General features: G+C 63.9%; 16 protein-coding genes. 9 read left to right on the plus strand and 7 right to left on the minus strand.

What is annotated here, in order from left to right:
* Nucleotides 1-47 precede the first annotated feature (47 nt).
* The 5 genes from AC3WJE_RS14130 to AC3WJE_RS14150 form a co-directional block, all read right to left on the minus strand.
* Entirely contained in the window at nt 48-689 is a 642-nt protein-coding gene (locus AC3WJE_RS14130) for a DUF2058 domain-containing protein (protein WP_493731448.1), read from the minus strand.
* Between the two features lie 62 nt (nt 690-751).
* Nucleotides 752-991 carry a SlyX family protein gene (locus tag AC3WJE_RS14135; RefSeq protein ID WP_493731449.1) on the minus strand — a complete coding sequence of 80 codons (240 nt, stop codon included), beginning with the start codon at nt 989-991 and terminating at the stop codon, nt 752-754.
* Nucleotides 984-2321 (minus strand): UDP-glucose dehydrogenase family protein, encoded by a 1338-nt coding sequence (locus AC3WJE_RS14140; RefSeq protein ID WP_493731450.1) that lies wholly within the window; start codon nt 2319-2321, stop codon nt 984-986. The genes AC3WJE_RS14135 and AC3WJE_RS14140 overlap by 8 nt, the downstream gene beginning before the upstream one ends.
* A gap of 24 nt (nt 2322-2345) precedes the next feature.
* Complete coding sequence (locus tag AC3WJE_RS14145) at nt 2346-3305, minus strand: FKBP-type peptidyl-prolyl cis-trans isomerase (RefSeq protein ID WP_493731451.1); 960 nt, start codon at nt 3303-3305, stop codon at nt 2346-2348.
* A 227-nt stretch (nt 3306-3532) separates the two neighbouring features.
* Nucleotides 3533-4093 carry a glutathione peroxidase gene (locus AC3WJE_RS14150; protein ID WP_493731452.1) on the minus strand — a complete coding sequence of 187 codons (561 nt, stop codon included), beginning with the start codon at nt 4091-4093 and terminating at the stop codon, nt 3533-3535.
* A 377-nt stretch (nt 4094-4470) separates the two neighbouring features.
* Here AC3WJE_RS14150 and AC3WJE_RS14155 point away from each other — a divergent pair, with 377 nt between their 5' ends.
* The 7 genes from AC3WJE_RS14155 (at nt 4471) to AC3WJE_RS14185 (ending at nt 9854) form a co-directional block, all read left to right on the plus strand.
* Nucleotides 4471-4833 (plus strand): GntR family transcriptional regulator, encoded by a 363-nt coding sequence (locus AC3WJE_RS14155; protein WP_140720371.1) that lies wholly within the window; start codon nt 4471-4473, stop codon nt 4831-4833.
* Nucleotides 4830-5702, plus strand: a complete 873-nt coding sequence (locus AC3WJE_RS14160) for an ABC transporter ATP-binding protein (RefSeq protein WP_493731453.1) — start codon at nt 4830-4832, stop codon at nt 5700-5702. The genes AC3WJE_RS14155 and AC3WJE_RS14160 overlap by 4 nt, the downstream gene beginning before the upstream one ends.
* A complete protein-coding gene (locus AC3WJE_RS14165; protein ID WP_493731454.1) occupies nt 5699-6691 on the plus strand; it encodes a hypothetical protein in 993 nt (330 codons plus the stop codon). Before AC3WJE_RS14160 ends, AC3WJE_RS14165 begins: the two co-directional genes overlap by 4 nt.
* A gap of 60 nt (nt 6692-6751) precedes the next feature.
* Nucleotides 6752-7573: a DUF4097 family beta strand repeat-containing protein gene (locus AC3WJE_RS14170; RefSeq protein ID WP_493731455.1), complete on the plus strand. Its 822-nt coding sequence runs from the start codon at nt 6752-6754 to the stop codon at nt 7571-7573.
* A gap of 59 nt (nt 7574-7632) precedes the next feature.
* Nucleotides 7633-8139: a DUF2884 family protein gene (locus AC3WJE_RS14175; protein ID WP_493731456.1), complete on the plus strand. Its 507-nt coding sequence runs from the start codon at nt 7633-7635 to the stop codon at nt 8137-8139.
* A gap of 145 nt (nt 8140-8284) precedes the next feature.
* A complete protein-coding gene (locus AC3WJE_RS14180) occupies nt 8285-9118 on the plus strand; it encodes a DUF5694 domain-containing protein (RefSeq protein ID WP_493731457.1) in 834 nt (277 codons plus the stop codon).
* A 310-nt stretch (nt 9119-9428) separates the two neighbouring features.
* A complete protein-coding gene (locus AC3WJE_RS14185; RefSeq protein WP_493731458.1) occupies nt 9429-9854 on the plus strand; it encodes a hypothetical protein in 426 nt (141 codons plus the stop codon).
* A gap of 55 nt (nt 9855-9909) precedes the next feature.
* Here the strand turns inward: AC3WJE_RS14185 and AC3WJE_RS14190 are convergent, their stop codons facing one another.
* Complete coding sequence (locus tag AC3WJE_RS14190) at nt 9910-11328, minus strand: class II fumarate hydratase (protein WP_493731459.1); 1419 nt, start codon at nt 11326-11328, stop codon at nt 9910-9912.
* Nucleotides 11329-11604: 276 nt separating this feature from the next.
* On the opposite strand from AC3WJE_RS14190, the gene AC3WJE_RS14195 reads away from it, so the two are divergent.
* Complete coding sequence (locus AC3WJE_RS14195; RefSeq protein ID WP_493731460.1) at nt 11605-12921, plus strand: hemolysin family protein; 1317 nt, start codon at nt 11605-11607, stop codon at nt 12919-12921.
* Nucleotides 12922-12941: 20 nt separating this feature from the next.
* Here the strand turns inward: AC3WJE_RS14195 and AC3WJE_RS14200 are convergent, their stop codons facing one another.
* On the minus strand, nt 12942-13799 hold the full coding sequence (locus AC3WJE_RS14200; RefSeq protein WP_493731461.1) for a CAP domain-containing protein: 858 nt from the start codon (nt 13797-13799) through the stop codon (nt 12942-12944).
* Nucleotides 13800-14041: 242 nt separating this feature from the next.
* Here AC3WJE_RS14200 and purB point away from each other — a divergent pair, with 242 nt between their 5' ends.
* Nucleotides 14042-15409: an adenylosuccinate lyase gene (gene purB, locus AC3WJE_RS14205; RefSeq protein ID WP_493731462.1), complete on the plus strand. Its 1368-nt coding sequence runs from the start codon at nt 14042-14044 to the stop codon at nt 15407-15409.
* The last annotated feature ends 112 nt before the right edge of the window (nt 15410-15521 follow it).

Genomic DNA, 15521 nt, shown 5'->3' on the forward strand with positions numbered 1-15521 from the left:
CACCGGCAATTGCACGATGTCCCGGACGAAGATGCCGGCTCAGCCGCTTACCAGACCAGATCGTCCGGCACCTGATACCTCGGATCCGCATACGGATCCTCTTCCGCCGACGCATTCGGATCGACTCTCAGCGCCACCGCCTGAGCGAAGATCGCCTCGGCCTCGGTCAGCACCTGCGCGGTAACCAGCAGATAACGCCCGTTGAGCTGGACCACACCCAGCTCGCCGGCATTGAGCGCCTTGAGCTGGTCGGCCGTCACGTAGATGCGCTTGATCTTGCCGCCATACGGGAAGTGGCGGGCGATCTCGGCATCGGGCTGGTTGAGTCCCTTGTCCTTGAGCATCTCCTCCAGCTTCGTGCGTGCCTCGCGACGCAGGCGAGCTTCTTCCTGCTTGAGTCGCTCGGCCTCGATCCGCTCGTCCTTTTCCTTCTGTGCACGGATCGCATAGGCCTTGGCCAGCTCGATGTCCTCGCGCTCGCGCGGTTTGCCGCCATGTGGACGCTGACCCTTCGCCTGCCCCGGATGCGGCTTGCCGCCTGCGGGCCTGGCGCCCTTGCCGGGATGCGCACCACGCTGGTCAGGCTTGTGGTCAGGCCTGCGCTCGGGTTTACGCTCGGGTTTGCGTTCGGGCTTCGGTGCAGGCTTGAAGCCCAGGCCAAGTAACTGGTCGCGCAGTGTATCGCTCATGGGACAGACAACTCGATGGAACGTCGATGGAACGGAATCGGTGGAGCCGAGCCTACCGAGACTTAATAATGCGGCGGCGGCGGTTCGTCCGCTGGATCTTCGGAGTACAACGCCGACCGCACCTTGCCGAGGTCATCCAGCAAGTGACGGATCACCTCGGCATTGCGTGCACCGGCCATGCGTGCATCGGCCAGTGCCTCGCTCAGTTCGGCCAGCGCCTGTTCCTGGAAGGACAGGCGCATCTCCAGCTCCACCAGCCGCGCTTCGATGGCCTGTTCGCGCGGCGTCATTTCTTCATGCATGCAGCGAACGACCTCGTCCGATGGCGTAGTAGGCCAGGCCGGCCGACTCGATTTCCGGCGGATCGTACAGATTGCGACCGTCGAACACCACGTCGTCCTTCAACGCCTGCCCGATCCGGGCGAAATCCGGGCTGCGGAACTGCTTCCACTCGGTCACCACGACCAGCGCATCGGCGCCGTCCAGTGCCGCGAAAGCCGAATCACAGAACACCAGATCGTCACGCTGGCCGAAGATGCGCTTGGCCTCCTCGATCGCTTCCGGATCATAAGCCCGCACCTTGGCGCCGGCCTCCCACAACTGGGCCAACAGCCGACGGCTGGACGCCGCGCGCATGTCGTCGGTATTGGGCTTGAACGCCAGCCCCCACACCGCGAAGGTCTTGCCCGCGACCGAGCCGCCGTAGTGGCGCTGGATCAGCTCGAACAAGTGGCCCTTCTGCGCATCGTTGACCGCCTCCACCGCGTTCAGCAGCCTGGGCTCGTGTCCATACTGCTCGGAGGTACGGGCCAGCGCCTGCACATCCTTCGGGAAGCACGAGCCGCCATAGCCGGCACCCGGGTAGATAAAGTGCCAACCGATGCGCGGATCCGAACCGATGCCCTTGCGCACCTGTTCGACATCGGCGCCGACACGCTCGGCGATGTTGGCGATCTCGTTCATGAAACTGATCTTGGTCGCCAGCATCGCGTTGGCGGCGTACTTGGTCAGCTCGGCCGAACGCACGTCCATCTCGACGATGCGGTCGTGATTACGGATGAACGGCGCATACAGGCGGCGGATCACCGCCACCGACTGCGGACGGCTGAAGCCGACCACGATCCGGTCCGGGCGCATGCAGTCGGCAACCGCGTCGCCTTCCTTCAGGAATTCCGGATTGGAGACCACGTCGAAATCGAAGGCCAGCCCGCGCGCGGCCAGTTCCTCGGCCACCGCGGCGCGTACCTTGTCGGCGGTACCCACCGGCACCGTCGACTTGTTGACCACGATCGTCGGCCCGGTGATGTGGCGACCGATCGTACGTGCGACCGCCAGCACATATTGCAGGTCAGCACTGCCGTCTTCGTCCGGCGGCGTGCCCACGGCGATGAACACCACTTCGCCGTGCGTGATCGCCTCGGCTGCGTCGGTGGTGAAGCCCAACCGGCCTGCGCCGTGGTTGGCCTTCACCATCGGCTCCAGGCCGGGTTCGTAGATCGGGATCACCCCGCGATTGAGACCATCCACTTTCGCCTGATCGATATCCACGCAGATGACGTGGTGACCAACTTCAGCCAGACAGGTACCGGTAACGAGGCCGACGTAGCCGGTCCCGAAGATCGCAACTCGCATGGGTGGGGATACTCCTGTGGGGGATTACGGGAGGATACCCAGCAATTCGACATCAAAAGTCAAAGTTGCGTCAGGACCGATCGGACCACCTTGGGTTCCTTCAGGACCATAGGCCAGATTCGAAGGAATCCAGAAGCGATACTTCGAGCCCACCGGCATCAGCTGCAGACCTTCGGTCCAGCCCTTGACCACTTGAGCGAGACTGAACTCGACCGGTTCGCCACGCGTATAGGAGCTGTCGAACACAGTGCCGTCGAGCAGCTTGCCTTCGTAGTTCACACGCACCTTGCTGGCCGCCATCGGGCGCTCGCCACTGCCTTGGCGCAGCACCATGTACTGCAGGCCGGACGCTGTGGTGATCACACCCTTCTCGGTCTTGTTCTTGGCCAGGAAGGCATTGCCCTGCTCACGATTCTTGCCGGCGGCGGCGCTCTGCTTGGCAGTGCCGAAGGCCTGCAGCGTCGCGGCGGCTTCCTGCTGGGTCATCGCCGGCGTGCCCTTGTCGAACACGGTGCGCACGGCCTGCATCAGCACCGACAGATCGATGTCGTCCTGGATGCGCGCCAGCGACGGACCGACCGCACGGTCGCCGAGCATCAGGCCGACATCCTGCTTGGACACCGACGGCGGCTGGCTGCCCGGCGCCATGCCCGGAACCTGTTGGCCGTTACGCACGGCGAGCGTGGTACGCAGCGCGGTGTCGGTGGCCTGGGTCTGCTCGTCCGACAACAGCGGCTTGCCGCCCTTGAATGCATTCTCGATCGCACGCTGCAGCGAGGCCAGATCGATGTCCTGGGAAATCGGCTCGAACGAGCGCGCCACGTCCAGGCCAATGGCGTAGCTGACTTTCTGTCGATCAGTGGTCAAAAGCGAGGTCTCCTTGCTGGCCGCGGGAGCGGCGGGTTGTTGCGACATTGCAGGCAGGGAAACCGACATTGCCACGATCATCAGCGACGCTGCCGCGCCGCGCATTGCCATCTTCATTCGCTGCGATTCCTGGATGTGAGAACAGCGCCGCCGGCGCAGACCTGACATTGTCGCATGCAGGCACGGCGGAAGTAGAGAGGGGGCGCCCCGGAAAACACGAGGCGACGGTACTGACGAACGCGTCGCCACGCGCCGACCAAAGGCAAACAATCACGACCCGCTTCAAAATCCTCTTAACCGGGCCGGTGTTGCCCTTGCCTTGAGCAAGGGCAACGGAAAAAAACTCAACGCGCCGGCGCAGCCAGCTCGCGCTCGATCGCCGCCAGCAGTGCCGGATCGTCCGGACGCACCTTGCTCGGGAACTGCGCCACCACCCGCCCATCGCGTGAGATCAGGTACTTGTGGAAATTCCAGCCCGGCGCCACGCCGGTGTCATGGGTCAGTTCCTTGTAGAGCGGCGTGGCCTCGTCCCCGATCACGTGGACCTTCTCGAACATCGGGAACTTGACCCCGTAGGTCAGCGTGCAGAACTCCTGGATCTGCTTCTCCGAACCCGGTTCCTGGCCCTTGAAGTCGTTGGACGGGAAGCCCAGCACCGAGAACCCGCGCGCCGAGAAGCGTTTCTGCAATGCCTCCAGACCCTCGTATTGCGGGGTAAATCCGCATTTGCTGGCGGTATTGACCACCAACAACACCTTGCCGCCGTATGCATCGTTCAGCTTCACCGGGGTGGTGCCAGCCAGCGGGCGATAGGTCACGTCCAGCAGCGAATCGGCCAGCGCAGTGCCGGATATCGCGAAAAACCCCGCAAATACAAGGGTCGACAGCTTCTTGAATGCACTCATCTGGACATCACTCGGAGGCGGCAGGATGGAACCACCCCTGCCATTGGTTGGGTATGACAGCTGGTTGACACTGTGCGTGTCGGTGTTATAGTCACATACAACACCAGTCACCCAACGCAGGGGGCACCATGTACTCCAGGCTCTTCAGACAACCGCACCTACTGTTGCTGTGCGGCGTCGCGATGCTCTCTGCAGGATGTCTGGGGGCCGCTTCCAGTTGGGTCACGGATACCGGCGTCGATTATGGCGCCTCGGAAACGGATCAGGAAAACGCGACTCCCCCCGAGACCCCTGCCCGGCCGGTACGCCGCCAGCGCGCCTCGATGTCGATGCCCTATTTCTCCTTCGCGCAGGTTCTGCGTCCACGGAGCTGACCCATGAGTGATATTCAATGGAGCGACGGCGCTCCCATCTACCGCCAGCTGAAAGAACGCGTGATCGCGATGATGCTGGACGGAATCCTTAAGCCGGGCGATGCCCTGCCCTCGGTGCGCCAGGTGGCCGCCGAGTACCAGCTCAACCCGATCACCGTCTCGCGCGCCTACCAGGAACTGGCCGACGAGAACCTGGTGGAGAAGCGCCGCGGGTTGGGCATGTTCATGACCGAGGAAGCCGCACTCAAGCTGCGCGGCAGCGAGCGCGAGCGCTTCCTCAACGAGGAATGGCCGGCTGTGCTGGAGCGCATCCAGCGGCTGGGTTTGAGTCTGGAAGAATTGCTGCCCCCGGGGAAATCCTCATGACTGTCGCATCCGAACCCGTCGTATTCGCCCAAGGCCTGCGCAAGGCCTACAAGAACAAACTGGCCCTGGACGGCGCTTCGTTCCAGATCGATGCCGGCCGCATCGTCGGCCTGATCGGCCCCAACGGCGCCGGCAAGACCACCGCACTGAAGGCAATCCTGGGCCTGACGCCCTTCGAGGGTGAGCTGCGTGTGCTGGGCCTGGACCCGCACACCCATCGCAACCAGCTGATGAACGATGTCTGCTTCATCGCCGACGTTGCGGTGCTGCCGCGCTGGCTGCGGGTCGGCGAGGCGATCGACTTCGTCGCCGGGGTGCACCCGCGCTTCGACCGCAGCAAGTGCGAGCGCTTCCTCGCCAACACCCAGCTCAATCCGAAGCTGCGCGTGCGTGAACTGTCCAAGGGCATGATCGTGCAGCTGCACCTGGCCCTGGTGATGGCGATCGACGCGCGCCTGCTGGTGCTGGACGAGCCCACGCTCGGCCTGGACATCCTGTATCGCAAGCAGTTCTACCAGCGCCTGCTGGAGGACTACTTCGACGAGCAGAAGACCATCCTGGTCACCACCCATCAGGTCGAGGAGATCGAGCACATCCTCACCGACGTGATGTTCATCCGTAACGGCAAGATGGTGCTGTCGGCCGAGACCGAGCATCTGGCCGAGCGTTACACCGAGGTGCTGGTGCCGGCCGAGCATGTCGCCCAGGCGCGTGCGCTGGGCCCGATCGACGAACGCGCCCTGCCCTTCGGCAAGACCGTGATGCTGTTCGACGGGATCGCCAAGAGCCAGCTCGCCGAGTTCGGTGAAACCCGCAATCCCGGCCTCGCCGACCTGTTCGTCGCCATCATGAAGGGGACCTACGCATGAACGCCGTAACGCTGAAGACTTCCAAGGGCGGCACCTTCGCATGGCTGCTCAAGCGCGAGTTCTGGGAGAACCGCGGCGGTTTCTTCTGGGCGCAGGTGATCACCGGCGGCATCGCGGTGTTCTTCGCCCTGCTCGGTGCGGTGATCGGCGTGATCACCGCGCACAGGGGTCGCTTTGCAGACGCAACCGACCAGATCGACAACATGCAGGAATACACCCGCACGCTGGGCTCGGTCGGCGATTTCCTGCTGCTGAGCGGCATCGGCATCGCCTCGATCGTGCTGGCCTTCGTGGTGTTCTTCTATGCACTGGGCAGCCTGTACGACGACCGCCGCGACCGCAGCATCCTGTTCTGGAAATCGCTGCCGATCTCCGACACCCAGACCGTGCTGGCCAAGGCCGCCTGGGCGCTGCTGCTGGCACCGCTGATCGCGATCGTCATCGGCGTACTGGTCGGCGTCGTGCTGTGGCTGGTGGCGATACTCGGCGCCACCGCCGCCGGCGCGCCGAACTCGTGGGCGCTGGCCACCCATTCGCACCCGTTCCGGATGCTGGGCGTGTTGCTGACGACCGTGCCGATGGGCCTGCTGTGGTCGCTGCCGACCATCGGCTGGCTGATGTTCTGCTCGTCCTGGGCCAAGAGCAAACCGTTCCTGTGGGCGGTGCTGGTGCCGCTGTTGGCCTGCGTGATGATCAGCATCCTTAGCGCGATGCCGGGCGTGCACCTGCCGATCGGCTGGGTCTGGTACATCGTCGCCTTCCGCGGGCTGCTGAGCGTGGTGCCGGGTGCCTGGTGGCCGCGCAGTCTGGAAGGCAGCTCGATCAACGGCGACGACATCCATAGCCCGGCCGACGCGCTGAACTGGCTGATTGCGCACAACAACCCCGCGCAGGTCTACAGCAATCCCGATATCTGGATCGGCGCCGCCATCGGTATCGCCTTCATCGCAGCGGCCATCTATCTGCGCCGCCGTGCTGGCGAAATCTGATTCCCACGCACACGGATGTGCAGGCTGCTGCAAGCCATTCACTCCCATGAGGACATCACCATGCGACTGCTGCTGACCACTGCCCTGCTGATGCTGCCCGCCCTGGCCATGGCCGAGGACGCTTGCAAGTTCAGCGAACCGCGCGCGCTGGATCTCAACCTGACCGGCATCAAGTCGGTGAGCTTCGAGGTCAACTCCAACAAGCTGCACCTGCAGGCTTCGCCTGGCGCCAATGCATCGGTGAAAGGCCGCGCCTGTGCATCCCACGCCGAGCTGTTGAAGGACCTCAAGCTGAGCCAGAAACGCGACGGCGACCGCTTGATCGTCGAGCTCGGAGAGGATCGTCCGTTCAAGATCAGCTTCGGCAGCAGCTATTCGACCCTCGACATCCAGGCCACCCTGCCGGACACCCTGTCGGTGCAGATCAACTCGGGCTCGGGCGATACCTGGGTCAACGGTGGCAGCACGCTGGACGTGCAGGTAGGTTCAGGCGACGTCGATGTCCGCAACATCAAGGGCCAGGTCACTGCCAGGACCGGCTCGGGCGACTTGACGTTGCAGGAGATCGGCACGTTCAAGCTGCTCGGCGTCGGATCGGGCGACGTCACCGCCCGCAGCGTGCGCGGCCCGGTCAACGTCGGCGATGTCGGATCCGGTGATCTGAAGATCTTCGGCGCCGATGGATCGGTCGACATCGGCCGGATCGGTTCCGGCGACGTGACCGTCACCGACGTCAAGGGAAGCGTCACTGTCGATTCGATTGGTTCCGGCGATCTGAACGTGCGCAATGCCTCCGGCGATCTGACACTGCGGCGCAAGGGCAGTGGCGACGTTCGTCACAGCGATGTACGCGGCAACGTGAAGATCCCACACACCGATTGACGTCCCGCCTGCGAGGGCATCTGCTCATGAAATCGCGTCATCTCATCCCCGCCTTGGTCATGCTTGTCGCTGTCGCCAGCGCCTGTAGTCGCTCCGAAACGGCTCGCACCCAGGACAGCACGGGACACCAGGACATCATCTTTCATGACGACAAGCTGGTACTGCGCGTCGATGGCCTGCCTGCCGCTGCGATTGACGCAAGCGGCAATTTGTCGATCGGCAGCAAGGCCATCACCCTGACGGATTCGCAGCGCCAGTTGACCTTGGACTATCGCCGCGAGGTCAGCGAGATCGCCCAGCACGGTATCGAGGTCGGAAAACAGGGCGCCACCCTGGGCGTGCAGGCCGCCGGCGAGGCGCTGAAGGGCGTCTTCAGCGGCGAGACCGACAAGATCGGCGACAAGATCGAAGCACAAGCCGACAAGCTCAAGGAGCAGGCGCTCAAGATCTGTGACAACCTCGACAAGCTCAAGGCCACGCAGGATGCGCTCGCTGCACAGGTTCCAGCGTTCAAGCCATACGCCAGCCTGGATACGGACAGCACTGCTGATTGTCGCAAGAACTGAAAGATTGAAGCGTCTGCCGTCACCGGCACTTCAGTAACGGAATACCGCTTGCCCCCCGCCCCATGGTCGCTATGCACCATGACGGCGAAGCCCTGCGCCAATCTTGCAGTGCGTCTCTCGATTTTTCATGCCATGGAGGTCAACCGTGCGTCTCAAGTTCCTCGCTATTTCCGTAGTCGTGTTTGCCAGTTTTTCAGCTGCGGACGCCGACGCACAGGACACACCGCCGCAGGCGGACTATCTGTTCATCGGCAGCTATCACATGAACAATCCTGGGCGCGATGTGCACAACATGAAGGCGGATGACGTTCTCTCCGCCAAGAGGCAACAGGAAATCGCCGAGATCGTTCGCCTTATCGAACGTTACCGACCCACCAAGGTGATGCTGGAGGTCGATGTACAACGGCAGAAAAAGATCGACAAAGACTACATTGAGTCCTGCAAGGGCAATCGCCCGCTTACTCGAGATGAAAGCGAACAACTTGGATTCCGGATTGCCTGCGACATGGGACTCAAGACGGTTTATGCGGTGGATTGGAACGATCTTGGCCCGATCAAGGACGAGGACAGCATCGACTATCTGAAGGCTGTCGAGCGACATCAACAGCAAAAGCAGTATGGCGAGCTCCTGGCAACCGGCAGGATACGGCAGGAGAAAGACCAAGCCATTCTCGACCGGGGATCCATCCTGGACATGCTGAAGAATCTCAATTCGAGCGAGTGGCTCAGAGATAACGCGAAAAGCTATTACGGCGTTGGCATGCTCGGCACACAAGCCGACCCGATCGGAGCGAACTGGGTCCAGTACTGGTTCGGTCGCAACCTGGCCATCTTCAACAACATAGCCAGGGACACCGGGAACGGCGATCGGATACTGGTCATCTACGGCGCGGGACACGGCAACTATCTGCGCCAACTGGCGACCGACTCCGGCATCTATCGTGTGCATGACCCGATCCATTGGCTGTCGGAGCAGTGAAGCCCGCCCCCAAGCGCGTCGTACAAGCCTGAGTGGAAGGACCTTCCGCTTTGGCGAAGTCAGGCGAGTCAACTTGGGCGGTTGTCACAATTTGCACTGACATCCATGGATCCCCGCCTTCGCGGGGACGACGACGGAGAAATGACATGGATAGCGTCGAATCCTGGCTTTCGCGAAAATGACGGGAGAGCTTGTTCGGATGAGCAGGCAAGCCCTGTTACCGGGACCCAGGTGCATGTCGGCCCCGTGGAAATCCGGGACCACTCGACACGCCGTAGAATGTCGCGAACCTCCTCCGCGTCACCTTCCCATGAAGAAAATCCTCGTTCTCTGCGTGGCTGCCTTGTTGCTGTGCACGCTCGCCGCCTGCGGCAAGTCGTCCTCCGACCGTGCCGAGCGCTCCAAACCGCGCGTTTCGATCAGCAGCGACGCCGTGCTGTTGCGCCGTGCACCTGCGGCCAACGCACAGATCAGCCCGGATGGCACGCTGCGCATCGATGACATCGTGCTGCCGCAGCAGGAACCCAATCGCGCCAAGTTGCAATTGCTGTTTGGTCACTTGCAGATGCAGCGTCAGCAGGCGCTGTCCGAGGCCAAGCCGGATCCGGACTACCGCGCGATCCCGGTGCAGTCCACGCCGGAGATAGATCAACTCAGCGGCGCGTTGCTGCAGGCGATTCCGCCACTGCAGGCCTATCGCGAAAGCTTCGGCAATCTGCAGGCCGAGCGGCACTGAGGCATATTTGCCCTCACCCCTCTCCCAGCGGGAGAGGGGCTACAACGACAGCCAATCAGCCGCCGCTACCGCTGCCGGCGTGGATGCCGCCCTCGGTCAGCGTCGCCGGATCGAGCAGCTTGCGCAGCTCGGCCTCGGGCAGACCGCTGTCTTCCTTGGCCACGTCCAGTACCGGCCGGTTTTCCTTGTAGGCACGCTTGGCGATCGCGGCGGCCTTTTCGTAGCCGATTACCGGGTTCAGCGCGGTCACCAGGATCGGATTGCGATCCAGCGCCTCCTTTACCTTGTCGTGGCGCACCTTCAGCCCGGCGATCGCCTTGTCCGCCAGCAGCGTCGAGACGTTGGCCAGCAGGCCGATCGAATCCAGCAGATTGGCTGCGATCAACGGCAGTGCCACATTGAGCTGGAAGTTGCCGGTCTGGCCGGCCACGGTGATCGCGGCGTGGTGACCGATCACCTGCGCCGCAACCATCACGGTTGCCTCCGGGATCACCGGATTGACCTTGCCCGGCATGATCGACGAGCCCGGCTGCAGCGCCGGCAGTTCGATCTCGCCCAGGCCCGCCAGCGGTCCGGCATTCATCCAGCGCAGGTCGTTGGCGATCTTGATCAACGCCACCGCCAGCGCGTTGAGCTGACCGGACAGTTCGACTGCATCGTCCTGCGCGGCCAGGCCCTCGAACTTGTTTTCGGCACTTTCGAACCTGGTCTTGGTCAGCGTGCTCAGCACCTTGGCGACCTTGCCGCCCAGGCGCGGATCGGCATTGATGCCGGTGCCGATCGCGGTCCCGCCCAGCGGCAACCGGCGCAGGCGCTTGAGGCTGTCTCCGATGCGCTCTTCGGCCGAAGCCACCTGCGCCGACCAGGCGCGGAACTCCTGACCGAAGGTCAGCGGCATCGCATCCATCAAATGGGTGCGGCCGGTCTTGACCACCTTGTCCAGGCTCTTGGCGCGCTTGTCGATGGTCTTGCGCAGGTGCTTGAGTGCCGGCAGCAACTGCTCGATCACGGCCAGCTGCGCGGAAACACGGATCGCGGTCGGGATCACGTCATTGGAGCTCTGGCCCAGGTTGACGTGATCGTTGGGATGGATCTTGTTCTTGCCCGCGCCGTCCTTGAACGAGCGCGATGCGAGCGTGGCGATCACCTCGTTGGCATTCATGTTCGACGAGGTGCCGGAACCGGTCTGGTAGATATCGATCGGGAACTGCGCATCGAAATGACCATCCGCCACTTCCAGCGCGGCCGCCTGGATCGCCTTGGAAGCCGATTTCGGCAGCAGCCCCAACTCACCATTGACCTGCGCGGCAGCGGCCTTGATCAGACCCAGCGCGCGGATGAAACCACGCGGCATCGGCTGACCGGACACCGGAAAATTCTGTACCGCACGCTGGGTCTGGGCACCCCACAACGCATCGTCAGGCACTTGCAGCTCGCCCATGCTGTCGTGTTCGACCCGATATTTCTCGCTCATTCGCAATCTCCAAACTTCGTAAGTGACGTGTCAGGGAATCAGCGGCTGGCGGCGGGCTTTTCCCCTGGCTGGCAGCGCGACAACGATACTCCTTCCCGACCAGCCAGCAGCGTCTGCGATAGACTGCGGTTTCACTGATAGATGGAACTTCAACGCCGCCATGGGCGACGACCCCGACTGTAGATTCAGGCCTCTGCTGCCTCGCCACCGATCCCATCACGCCACCGGCCGCGCACAGCGTACCCCTGCCCTGGCGATCCTCGCCGGGAGGACCGGATGATCGGCAATCTCCTCCTGCTGCTTCTGGCCCTGCTGCTGGTGCTGCTCAACGGCTTCTTCGTCGCCGCCGAGTTCGCACTGGTCAAACTGCGCCACACCCAGGCACTGGGCCTGGCCGAACGCCATGGCTGGCGTGGCCGTCTGCTGCTCAACGTGCATGAGCATCTGGACACCTATCTTTCCGCCTGTCAGCTCGGCATCACGCTTGCCTCGCTGGGTTTGGGCTGGGTTGGCGAACCGGCATTCGCACACCTGCTGCAGCCGTTGTTCGATGCACTCGGATTGCCCGACGATGCCGCGCGCCTGACGTCCTTCATCATCGCCTTCAGCGTGATCTCGTTCCTGCACATCGTGATGGGTGAGCTGGCGCCGAAGTCGATGGCGATCCGCCGCCCCGACCGCATGTCGCTGTGGACCGCCGCGCCGCTGTACCTGTTCTACTGGACGATGTATCCGGCGATCTGGCTGCTCAACAGCAGCGCCAACGTGCTGTTGCGCACGCTGGGCTGGGGCGATGTGGAACACACTTCGCACCGTTATTCGCGCGAAGAACTGAAGCTGATCGTCGATCGCCAGGGCGGTGGCACCACGCCCGACCAGGATCTGGCGTTGATGAGCCACGCACTGGAACTGCCCGATCTGGTCGCCGGCGACCTGATGCGTGCACGCGAGTACCTGCGCAGCCTGCGCGACGGCATGAACCTGCAACATGTGCTGGCCGAATTCGCCCAGTCGCGCTACACCCGCTACCCGTGGTTCGGCGCCGACAACGACGATCTGGTCGGCGTGCTGCACGTGAAGGACCTGCTGGTGGAACTGGCCAACGGCCGCCAACCGGACGACCTGCGTGCATTGCTGCGCCCAGCCAATCTGGTGGCGATGGAAACCCCGGTCACCCAGGTGCTGGAGCGCTTCCGCAGCGGTGGCGGCACCCACATGGCGCTGTGCGTGGACGAGCACGGCCGGATCCTCGGCTACTTCACCCTGGAAGACCTGCTTGAGGTGGTCGTCGGCGATATCGAGGACGAACATGTGCACGTGGTCAAGGATGCCCCCGCACACGGACCGGATGGTTCGCTGCTGGTCTCGGGCACGACCTCGATCTTCCGCCTCGAACGCCTGCTCGGCCGCGATCTGGAAGCACCGGAGCACATCAATTCGGTCGGCGGGCTGATCGTGCATCGACTGCAGCGCCTGCCCGAAGAAGGCGAAAGCCTGGAGCTGGACGGCAACCTGGTAACCGTGCGCCGCATGGCCGGGCACCGCATCCAGGTGGTGGCGGTGATGCCGATGCCTAAGAGAGGGGCGGCGTAAACAGCCGCCCCGTCATTACCCTAGCGGCCCGGCACCACGCGGAACTCGTAGTGGAAGCTGCGCAACGTGCCCGCCACATTCACCCCATCCACCACGACCTCGTAGCGGACACCCGGACGCAACCCGGCCACGCGGAACTGCAGATTGTTGGGCAGTCCGAAATAATCGTTGTCGTAGCGCAGCCCTTGCAGCGGCAGCATGCCTCCATCGGAGCCACGCACCTGGATCCTTGCCTGGCGGTAATCCACGTCACGATTGGCCCCGGGCCGGTTTGCATCGACCAGCACCGAGAACGAGAGCCAGGCACGCGGGTCGACATACCGCTCCGGGTAGTCGCCGACCGGCCAGGCAATGAAATCGGCAGCCCCGCGCAAGGGCTCGGCGCTGCGGCCACGCCCCAGCCGCAACGCCGCAGCGCCGCTCTGCATCCCGTTGGCGAGCGGCCCGGCTACCCAGGAGAAGGCCACCTCCCGAAGGAACGGATCGAGCAGCCAGCGCCGGTGGCCGAGACCATCGGCCGCCAGGTTGTCGGTGTCGGTCAGCCAGCTGGCGACGATGTCGCCGGCGTCTTCCGCAGCCAGCACCTCGGATACCGCACCGCCATAGAGCAGGCTGCCGCGCGCGCCCTGCTGGGCTAGTGGCGAGAAACAGCGCCAGTCCGGCGATGGCGTGTGGCTGAGCGTACCGTTGGCGGCCATCGTCAGCGCCGCGGCGTCGGCCTGGGCCTGCAGTGCCGGCGCATACGCCAGCGGCGCCAGTCCATGCAGCGTGCGCAGCCGGTTGAGCAGTTCCAGCACCTGCCGGCGCGTCGCCTCGGTCAACTCACCGGGTTCACAGGCGGCAATATCGGGCCGGACCCGGTACGACAACGCCCCCACGGGTGGCTCGGCCGCCTGGAGCTGGGTTGTGAGGGGGATCAACAGGACGAGCGACAGGCAAACAGCCAAGCGATGTGACATGGAGCAGACGTACCTGGAATGGGGGGGCTTAGCACACAATAGGCGGTGCCTTGTGCCGGCATTTGCCGATCCAGCCGCCCCCGTGCCCAGGGCGTGTCATCCAGACCCAACGCGACCTACAGCGTAGAATACGCGCCCCGTCTGCTTCCCTGTCCCCGCCCATGTCGGAATCCGCCCTGCTCGCCCTGTCCCCGCTCGACGGCCGCTACGCCGCCAAGGTCGATGCGCTGCGCCCGATCTTCTCCGAATACGGGCTGATCCGCGCCCGCGTCACCGTCGAGATCGAATGGCTGCTGGCGTTGGCCGCCGAGCCGGGCATCGCCGAGCTGAAGGACTTCAGCGAAGCCGGCAAGACCAGGCTGCGCGCCCTGGCCAGTGGTTTCTCGGTCGAGCACGCCGCGCGCGTGAAGCAGATCGAACGCACCACCAACCATGACGTCAAGGCGGTCGAGTACTTCATCAAGGAGCAGCTCAAGGACGATGCCGAGCTCGGCCCGGCACTGGAATTCGTGCACTTCGCCTGCACCAGCGAGGACATCAACAACCTGTCCTACGGCCTGATGCTGGCGCAGGCCCGCACCGAGGTGCTGCTGCCGGCACTGACCGGCGTCGCTGCGACGCTGCGCACGCTGGCCCACGCCCAGGCCGCACAGCCGATGCTCTCGCGCACCCACGGCCAGACCGCCTCGCCGACCACGCTCGGCAAGGAGATCGCCAACGTGGTCGCGCGCCTGGAACGCCAGATCAGGCAGATCGGCGCGGTCGAGCTGACCGGCAAGATCAACGGCGCAGTCGGCAACTACAACGCGCACGTGGTCAGCTACCCGGACGTGGACTGGACGGCGTTCGCGCAGCGCTTCGTCGAGGGCCTGGGACTGGTGTTCAACCCCTACACCACCCAGATCGAGCCGCATGACAACGTCGCCGAGATCGGCGATGCCACCCGTCGCGCCAATACCATCCTGGTCGATCTGGCGCGCGACATCTGGGGCTACATCTCGCTGGGCTACTTCAAGCAGCGCCTCAAGGAAGGCGAAGTCGGCTCCTCGACCATGCCGCACAAGGTCAACCCGATCGACTTCGAGAACGCCGAGGGCAACTTCGGACTGGCCAACGCCCTGTTCGAGCACTTCTCGGCCAAGTTGCCGATCAGCCGCTGGCAGCGCGACCTCACCGACTCCACCGTGCTGCGCGCGCTCGGCACCGCCTTCGGCCACACCCTGGTGGCGCTGGAATCGCTGGGCAAGGGCCTGGGCAAGCTGGAAGTGAACCCGCAGCGCCTGGACGCTGACCTTGACGCGGCCTGGGAAGTGCTGGCCGAAGCCGTGCAGACGGTGATGCGCCGCCATGGCCTGCCCAACCCGTACGAACAGCTCAAGGCGCTGACCCGCGGCCAGGGCATCACCGCCGATTCGATGAAGGCCTTCGTCGAATCGCTGGAGCTGCCGGAAGCCGACAAGCAGCGCCTGCGCGAACTGACGCCGGGCGGCTACACCGGCCTGGCCGAACGGCTCGCCCGGGCGATCTGACGGCCAGATTTATGTAGGAGCGGCTTCAGCCGCGAGGGGCTTTACCGGTAAAGCCCGTCTCTTCTCCACACCTTACGCTGCCGACGAACGTCCAGCAGTGTAGATCTCGGTG

Source organism: Pseudomonas sp. GW821-FHT07E12, assembly GCF_058986605.1.

What these genes read in the sequence shown, in the direction of transcription:
- AC3WJE_RS14130 (WP_493731448.1), bottom strand. Translation starts at nt 689, where the DNA reads ATGAGCGATACACTGCGCGACCAGTTACTTGGCCTGGGCTTCAAGCCT.
- AC3WJE_RS14160 (WP_493731453.1), top strand. Translation starts at nt 4,830, where the DNA reads ATGACTGTCGCATCCGAACCCGTCGTATTCGCCCAAGGCCTGCGCAAG.
- AC3WJE_RS14195 (WP_493731460.1), top strand. Translation starts at nt 11,605, where the DNA reads ATGATCGGCAATCTCCTCCTGCTGCTTCTGGCCCTGCTGCTGGTGCTG.
- AC3WJE_RS14170 (WP_493731455.1), top strand. Translation starts at nt 6,752, where the DNA reads ATGCGACTGCTGCTGACCACTGCCCTGCTGATGCTGCCCGCCCTGGCC.
- AC3WJE_RS14190 (WP_493731459.1), bottom strand. Translation starts at nt 11,328, where the DNA reads ATGAGCGAGAAATATCGGGTCGAACACGACAGCATGGGCGAGCTGCAA.
- AC3WJE_RS14165 (WP_493731454.1), top strand. Translation starts at nt 5,699, where the DNA reads ATGAACGCCGTAACGCTGAAGACTTCCAAGGGCGGCACCTTCGCATGG.
- purB (WP_493731462.1), top strand. Translation starts at nt 14,042, where the DNA reads ATGTCGGAATCCGCCCTGCTCGCCCTGTCCCCGCTCGACGGCCGCTAC.
- AC3WJE_RS14140 (WP_493731450.1), bottom strand. Translation starts at nt 2,321, where the DNA reads ATGCGAGTTGCGATCTTCGGGACCGGCTACGTCGGCCTCGTTACCGGT.
- AC3WJE_RS14175 (WP_493731456.1), top strand. Translation starts at nt 7,633, where the DNA reads ATGCTTGTCGCTGTCGCCAGCGCCTGTAGTCGCTCCGAAACGGCTCGC.
- AC3WJE_RS14155 (WP_140720371.1), top strand. Translation starts at nt 4,471, where the DNA reads ATGAGTGATATTCAATGGAGCGACGGCGCTCCCATCTACCGCCAGCTG.
- AC3WJE_RS14150 (WP_493731452.1), bottom strand. Translation starts at nt 4,093, where the DNA reads ATGAGTGCATTCAAGAAGCTGTCGACCCTTGTATTTGCGGGGTTTTTC.
- AC3WJE_RS14145 (WP_493731451.1), bottom strand. Translation starts at nt 3,305, where the DNA reads ATGAAGATGGCAATGCGCGGCGCGGCAGCGTCGCTGATGATCGTGGCA.
- AC3WJE_RS14135 (WP_493731449.1), bottom strand. Translation starts at nt 991, where the DNA reads ATGCATGAAGAAATGACGCCGCGCGAACAGGCCATCGAAGCGCGGCTG.
- AC3WJE_RS14185 (WP_493731458.1), top strand. Translation starts at nt 9,429, where the DNA reads ATGAAGAAAATCCTCGTTCTCTGCGTGGCTGCCTTGTTGCTGTGCACG.